Annotated in this window: 7 protein-coding genes; 4 read left to right on the top strand and 3 right to left on the bottom strand. The window is 49.1% G+C overall.

The window, feature by feature from the left end; translation table 11 throughout:
* The first annotated feature begins 174 nt into the window (after nt 1–174).
* Nucleotides 175–2295, top strand: coding sequence for a site-specific recombinase (locus ACTBZS_RS06770; RefSeq protein ID WP_463043641.1), 2121 nt, complete (start codon nt 175–177; stop codon nt 2293–2295).
* Here ACTBZS_RS06770 and ACTBZS_RS06765 read toward each other — a convergent pair.
* The 3 genes from ACTBZS_RS06765 to ACTBZS_RS06755 form a co-directional block, all read right to left on the bottom strand.
* The gene (locus tag ACTBZS_RS06765) at nt 2292–3737 is read right to left on the bottom strand and encodes a methyl-accepting chemotaxis protein (RefSeq protein WP_463043640.1); all 1446 of its coding nucleotides are present in this window, start codon (nt 3735–3737) and stop codon (nt 2292–2294) included. The genes ACTBZS_RS06770 and ACTBZS_RS06765 overlap by 4 nt on opposite strands.
* On the bottom strand, nt 3734–4279 hold the full coding sequence (locus ACTBZS_RS06760; protein ID WP_463043639.1) for a PAS domain-containing protein: 546 nt from the start codon (nt 4277–4279) through the stop codon (nt 3734–3736). Before ACTBZS_RS06760 ends, ACTBZS_RS06765 begins: the two co-directional genes overlap by 4 nt.
* A gap of 88 nt (nt 4280–4367) precedes the next feature.
* On the bottom strand, nt 4368–4931 hold the full coding sequence (locus ACTBZS_RS06755) for a PAS domain-containing protein (protein ID WP_460431020.1): 564 nt from the start codon (nt 4929–4931) through the stop codon (nt 4368–4370).
* 206 nt (nt 4932–5137) lie between these two features.
* Here ACTBZS_RS06755 and ACTBZS_RS06750 point away from each other — a divergent pair, with 206 nt between their 5' ends.
* The 3 genes from ACTBZS_RS06750 to ACTBZS_RS06740 are packed head-to-tail and all read left to right on the top strand — an operon-like array spanning nt 5138 to nt 6255.
* Nucleotides 5138–5392, top strand: a complete 255-nt coding sequence (locus ACTBZS_RS06750) for a type II toxin-antitoxin system Phd/YefM family antitoxin (protein ID WP_460431021.1) — start codon at nt 5138–5140, stop codon at nt 5390–5392.
* Nucleotides 5392–5814, top strand: a complete 423-nt coding sequence (locus ACTBZS_RS06745; protein ID WP_460431022.1) for a PIN domain-containing protein — start codon at nt 5392–5394, stop codon at nt 5812–5814. Before ACTBZS_RS06750 ends, ACTBZS_RS06745 begins: the two co-directional genes overlap by 1 nt.
* Nucleotides 5815–5838: 24 nt before the next feature.
* A complete protein-coding gene (locus tag ACTBZS_RS06740; RefSeq protein WP_022653609.1) occupies nt 5839–6255 on the top strand; it encodes a CopD family protein in 417 nt (138 codons plus the stop codon).
* Nucleotides 6256–6259: the final 4 nt, after the last annotated feature.

Here is a 6259-nt window from a genome sequence, read left to right as displayed (position 1 = left end):
TAAAAAATAATTTTATTTACAAACAGAACCGTCTGCGTGAAAAAAACATGATCGGGACATGCTAAAGCAATTTAATCTAGCACAAAGCTAATGGGTATATTCTCTACTTGCACTGCAACATCAGTTGCTGCACTCTAAGCCATCAGCTTTCTTACATACGGTGATGTGCGAACTATGACAAAACTCTCTCTTGAAGCGGCACTGGCACGCTTTGGTGACGCACAGCAAGACCCGATTATTGCGCTCATCGATTTAGGCACCAGTCTACGGCCACGACGGCCCGATGATGGCGAAGAAGCCACCCGCAATTTGCAGGCGCTGTGCCACATGCTGCACACCCATGCCGATTTGCGCCGACATCTACGCAACACGCTTTACCAATTGGTTGGCGAACGCAAAGCGATTTCCTTGTATGTGGACACTGGGGTATTTCCGGGAACGGGCTTTTTTACCGAAAGTGGCCGCCGTATTTCACGCACTTTGCTGCCTGATGTCCCCAATACCGATTATCTCAAAGACATTATTGGCATGGTGTTCCACCAAGCCAGCGATGCTTTATGGCTCGGGCTTGTTTCCGATCAAGTGTGGCTTGATGTCATCGCCGCTTTACATTTCGAGGAAGAAAAGTATTCGCAGCGCCCCCTGCAACAGCTACTCGAAGCCCTGCGTGTGGTGTCATACCGCATTTCTGCAATTGGCTTAGAACCCGAGCTGGTGCGGATTGAGCCAAAAATAGAGGAGTTTGAATCTCCCTTTTTAGCGCAAAACGTCGAGACTGTCGCCTATCTCGACCACTACCACGATCCAGAGCAACCGATTGATGATAAACATCTTTTAGTGTTGCTCGATCAATGTCGTGGCATTGTTGAAAAAATTCGCAATCGGGCAGGGCGCGAGGGCACTAGCCTATCGCTGACTTTTCACCTGCGCCGCTTAGGGCAGTTACTCGACCGCGCCCAAGTCTTGCTCAATATCGTAGAAACCCTGCGCGATGAAAAAGACTTTCAGGCCACTGCGCCGCATATTATCCACCTGTGGAAAACCCTAGTTCGCGCTGAATGTCGGAAAAATCACTTGCGCCATTATTGGCGACAAAATATTGAATTACTCGCTAGACGGGTGACAGACAACGCCAGCCGCACCGGTGAGCACTACATCACCGAAACCCGCAAAGATTACTTTAGCCTACTACGGTCTGCGATGTTAGGGGGCTTTATTATTGCCTTTATGGCGATGATCAAATTAGAAGTCAGCAAGGCCCATTTGCCGCCATTAAGCGAAGCCCTGCTGTTTTGTTTGAACTACGGCTTGGGGTTTGTGCTGATTCATATTCTCCACGGTACAGTGGCCACCAAACAGCCAGCCATGACCGCCAACACCATCGCCGCCACCCTCAGCGAGGGCCAAGGACGATTGCGTGATATGCAAAAACTGGCGGTCCTGATTGCGCGCCTCAGCCGCAGCCAACTTGCCGCTATCATTGGCAACGTCGGCCTTGCCGTGCCAATGGCCATGTTGATTGGCTTGCTGATCTATGGCACCACGGGTCAGCACATGATCTCGGTCGATAAAGCCCACCATCTGCTGCAAGATGTCCACCCTTGGCAATCGGGTGCGGTGTTTTATGCGGCGGTGGCGGGGGTTTGTCTGTTCTTGTCTGGTTTGGTGGCCGGCTATTACGACAATGCCGCCGCCTATAACCGCATCCCAGAACGGCTATTACAACTGAAATGGCCAAGAAAAATTTTTGGTGAGTCGCGCATGTACCGTGTAGCGGAGTACGTTCGCAACAACCTCGGTGCCCTAGCAGGGAATTTTTCGTTTGGCTTTATGTTAGGGGGCGTGACTGCGTTCGGGGTGTTATTCGGCCTGCCGGTGGATATTCGCCATATCGCCTTTTCTTCTGCCTATTTGGGCTATTCCGCAGTGGCATTAGATTTTCATTTTGCCTTCGGATTGATGGCATGGGCAGCACTCGGGGTGGCGTTGGTCGGCTTGGTCAACTTAACCATGAGCTTTTCCTTGGCGCTGTTTGTAGCCTTGCGCGCACGTGGCGTGAACACGACACAACAAGGGCTGTTGTTTGGCAGCCTATGGCGTCACTTCCGCCATCACACGCGTGAGTTTTTCTTTCCACCGAAAAAACCAGCAGCGGCAGCAGTGGTGACAACAGCACCCGATTTAAGCGATCAAGTGGCACTGCCTGATGTTGTGCTACCCGAAGCGCTAACACTGGCGACGGATACACCGCCCCCTGAAAAAGCAGAAAAACAGGAAGAAAAAATCGCCAATTAGCGTTGTGTGCCTTGTCTTTCTTTAGCCAGCGAGTCGAGGCCTGCTAACAGTGCCTCACTCGCGCCCTCTGCCACATTCATCGCTTGTAAGATGGTTTGTTCTTCTTGATCGGCCAAATGACTCAACGCCAACTGTACCTGTTGTTGCACCGCGCTATATTTGTCGTGCAGCAGTTTGAAGGTGCTTAAATCACCAAAGCGGGCCTGTCCATCGCTGCCATACCATGCTTGGAATCGGCCTTGGCCAATTGGATCTTGCTGGGGATTGCCTTCACCCGAGAGCAGGTGATAGGCCTCTTGTTTTGAGACAATGTGATCGACTTTTAGCAAAGACGTAATCGATTTATCTTGTACCAGACTGACGCGGCGAATAACCTCGGATGAAGTGTCAGCCAGACGGACAAAACGATGGCGAAATTCGTCAACCGAGGTTCGCACTTCCTCGGCCACCGAACCTGCATTCCCCGCCCGTTGCAGCATATCTTCAATGCGTGACGACAGGCGGCCCAAAATAGCCTGCACCTGATCGGCTGTTTCTTTACTGCGGGTGGCGAGTTTTTTCACTTCATCTGCCACCACCGCAAATCCGCGCCCCGATTCCCCCGCCCGCGCAGCCTCAATCGCGGCATTGAGCGACAATAAATTGGTCTGTTCGGCAATGGCAGAGATGGCTTGTAATGATTCGCCAATATGTTGCCATTCGCGGTTTAAATCTTCTGCTGCGGTATTCACCGAGGTCACACTACCGGCGATGGTGTCGAGATGGCGGCCAATAGCATCGGCGGTTTGTTGGCTTTTGCTGGCGCTGGCAGCGTTCTCTTGTGCAATCTCTGCCACCACCGAGATTTCATCACTGATAATTTGTAAATCGTGTTGATTCGAGGCAAGGTTGCTGCGGAGATGTTCGGTATTGAGATTGTGCAGTTTTGACGATAGGCGATTTTGTCGCACAAAGCGGTCGTTATCGGCCATCGCTTGAATTGCCTCGTCAATTTTGCCGAGCGACTCAGCAAACATACCGGGCAAGCCTGCGGCCAATGGCCGGCGTTGGAAATCATGTTCACTGACACGGCGAAAACAGGTGTTAATTTCTTTGAAGTAAGTTTCCACCAAATCTAAAAAATCATTCATTTCCCACGCTACGAGCCCAACCTCACCCAAATGGCGGGTACGAGTGGCGCGGTGGTGCAATTCACCTTGCCGCGCGTGGTGAATTTGCTCGCGCATAATATCCAATACTTTCAACGTGCGTTGACTGTTGAGATGGATATAAAAACTGATTGCAATCGACAGCAAAGGAATCAGCCACAGCAGATTGTGCATATCAGGAAAAAAGTGCACCAAAGTCAGCCCAAACACCATAATCAGGTTAAAGCTAACCAAAATGAGCTTAATCCATGTACGCAAAAACGGCATGTGTAAGCGCGAGTGGGGATGCGTCATCGCTGTTTTGTTCCTTGGTGAGCGCGGTGTAAAGACAAGATAAAGCCTTCGTAGGTGGTGTAGCCTTGCTGCCGCACATAATTTAACAACCAACTCATCGCCGCGTCTGGGCCTTGTTGTTTGCCATGCTGTTGCTCAATCGTTCGCATTTTTTGATAAATCTCGCTCATGGTCGCAATTTCGGCACGACTGGCTTGGCGACGTACAGAATAATACCCCTGTATCTGCCGATTTTTAGCGTAGTCTGGCGTTATATTTGCGAAGACCCAATAGTAGTTATGACATGCAGTATAGTTTTTAATAACACCAAAAAATTCATGTCCTTGGCTTAGCGTTTTCCACATTAAGCGAAACACGCCACGCGGCATATCAGGATGGCGCACGATATTGTGTGCTTCGCCTAATAACCGTTCTTCTGGATATTGCGAAACCGTCATAAACATACGGTTAGCGTAGGTAATATGTCCCTTGGTGTTGGTTTTAGTGATGATTAAATCGTGAGCGGACAACAGCACTTCTTGGCTAGATGAGTGGGCAGACATGAGGTTGACAGAGCAGACAGTTCACAAAGGATGTAATCATACCTTGATCTGCTTTGCGCTATGTCAAAATAATGAAACATTTATTTAGTCAATTTCTTGTGATTTTTGTTTGTTTGATAATATCTTTATTTAAAGACATGACAAAAGCTTCGTAATTACTCGCGCCACTCATTCTGACCTGATCTAATAGCCAAGCAACAGAAGCATCCGGCCCTTCGGTCTTGCTTAGTTTGGCTTCGATCTGGCGCATTTGTTGATAAATCGGTTCTAAAGCAGCGATAGCAGCGCGTGAGGCAGGACGGCGCACCGAGTAGAAACCAGCCAACTGACCTGCGTTATTAAAATCTGGGGTGATGTTTGCCAACACCCAATAGTATTGCTTGCGATTAGAGGTGTAATTTTTCACCACACCGAAAAACTCTTGCCGCTTTTGTAAGGTCTTCCACATCAGACGAAATACACCGCGAGGCATATCGGGATGGCGGATGAGGTTGTGTGGTTTGTTCAACACTTCATGTTCTTGAAAATCAGCGATTTCCATGAAAGTCCGGTTAGCATAGGTAATCTGCCCTTTCAGATCGGTTTTGGTCACAATCATTTGATCTAGTGATAACAGAATCTCTTTTTCATGGCGAGAAGACAGAGAGAACATCGACAATTTTCCTTTCTCGACGGCGAGAGCCATAAAAAATAAGGGCACAGGCTAGGAAAGATGACTGCTACTTGACTTGATCTAGGTCATATTTTTTTGACATCACTCATCCATAAAGTTTTGAGCCATCCGACGCCATAGTCGCTTGCGGCTGCCTGAACCATGTAGTAATGTTTCTACATCCACTAGCACCGGAGAGATTTCACATGGCAATCACCACCTTCTCAAGCCGCGAGTTCAATCAAAAAGCCAGCGAAGCAAAAAGAGCCGCTAACCACGGGCCTGTGTTTATCACTGATCGTGGCCGCCCTGCTCATGTCCTTTTAAGCTTTGCCGAGTACCAAAAATTGACACAACCACGGCGCAGTATTGCTGATGCACTGGCTATGCCAAGTATTGAGGAGATTGACTTTATCCCCCCTCGGTTGATGATTCACACCAAAACAGTGGATCTCGAATAATGTATCTTGTTGATACGAATGTGGTCTCTGAGCTACGCAAAGTACACCTTGGCAAAGCGAACCCAAATGTTGTCACATGGGCTAACACGGTAAATGCCTCCGATCTCTTTATCTCGGTGATCACCATCATGGAATTGGAATTAGGTGTGTTAGCCATTGAGCGCAGGGATAGTCATCAAGGGGCTTTATTACGCAAATGGTTAGTGCAACAAGTCTTGCCGGAATTTGCCGAGAGGACTTTGGCGATTGATACCCCTGTCGCCCAACGCTGTGCTCGGCTGCATGTTCCAGACAAGCGAGGGGAACGCGATGCACTGATTGCTGCCACAGCACTGGTACATGGTATGACCGTCATCACCCGCAATATCGATGATTTCAAACCCACTGGCGTCAATATCATCAACCCGTGGGAACAGGGTTAACCCACTTTTTTGAGAGGACATCTCTTGAGCTACCCCGTTGTAAAAGCGTTACATATTTGTTTCGTGATCGCTTGGTTTGCTGGTTTGTTTTATCTACCAAGGCTGTTTGTGAATTTGGCGATGGCTGACACCCAAGCCGAACGCGACCGTTTGACCTTGATGTCACACAAGCTCTACCGCTTTATGACCCCATTAGGGGCATTGGCTGTGGTGTTTGGTTTGTGGCTATGGTTCGGGTTTGGCTTTCAGGGCGGATGGTTACACGCCAAAACGACACTGGTTGCCGCCCTCATCGGCTATCACTTCTATTGCGGCCATCTGTTAAAAACCTTCCGCAACGGCCAAAACCGCCGCAGCCATGTTTGGTACCGTTTCTTTAACGAGGGGCCCGTCTTGGTAATGTTTGCCGTGGTCTTTTTAGTGGTTCTCAAACCTTTCTAACCCA

This window comes from Aquaspirillum sp., assembly GCF_055136605.1.
Note: the sequence above shows the minus strand (reverse complement) of the source record. Positions and strands in the feature narration are given on the sequence as shown.

Excerpts from the sequence above, each read along its gene's own strand:
- ACTBZS_RS06770 (WP_463043641.1), top strand. The coding sequence starts at position 175 with ATGACAAAACTCTCTCTTGAAGCGGCACTGGCACGCTTTGGTGACGCA.
- ACTBZS_RS06760 (WP_463043639.1), bottom strand. The coding sequence starts at position 4,279 with ATGTCTGCCCACTCATCTAGCCAAGAAGTGCTGTTGTCCGCTCACGAT.
- ACTBZS_RS06765 (WP_463043640.1), bottom strand. The coding sequence starts at position 3,737 with ATGACGCATCCCCACTCGCGCTTACACATGCCGTTTTTGCGTACATGG.
- ACTBZS_RS06750 (WP_460431021.1), top strand. The coding sequence starts at position 5,138 with ATGGCAATCACCACCTTCTCAAGCCGCGAGTTCAATCAAAAAGCCAGC.
- ACTBZS_RS06745 (WP_460431022.1), top strand. The coding sequence starts at position 5,392 with ATGTATCTTGTTGATACGAATGTGGTCTCTGAGCTACGCAAAGTACAC.
- ACTBZS_RS06755 (WP_460431020.1), bottom strand. The coding sequence starts at position 4,931 with ATGTTCTCTCTGTCTTCTCGCCATGAAAAAGAGATTCTGTTATCACTA.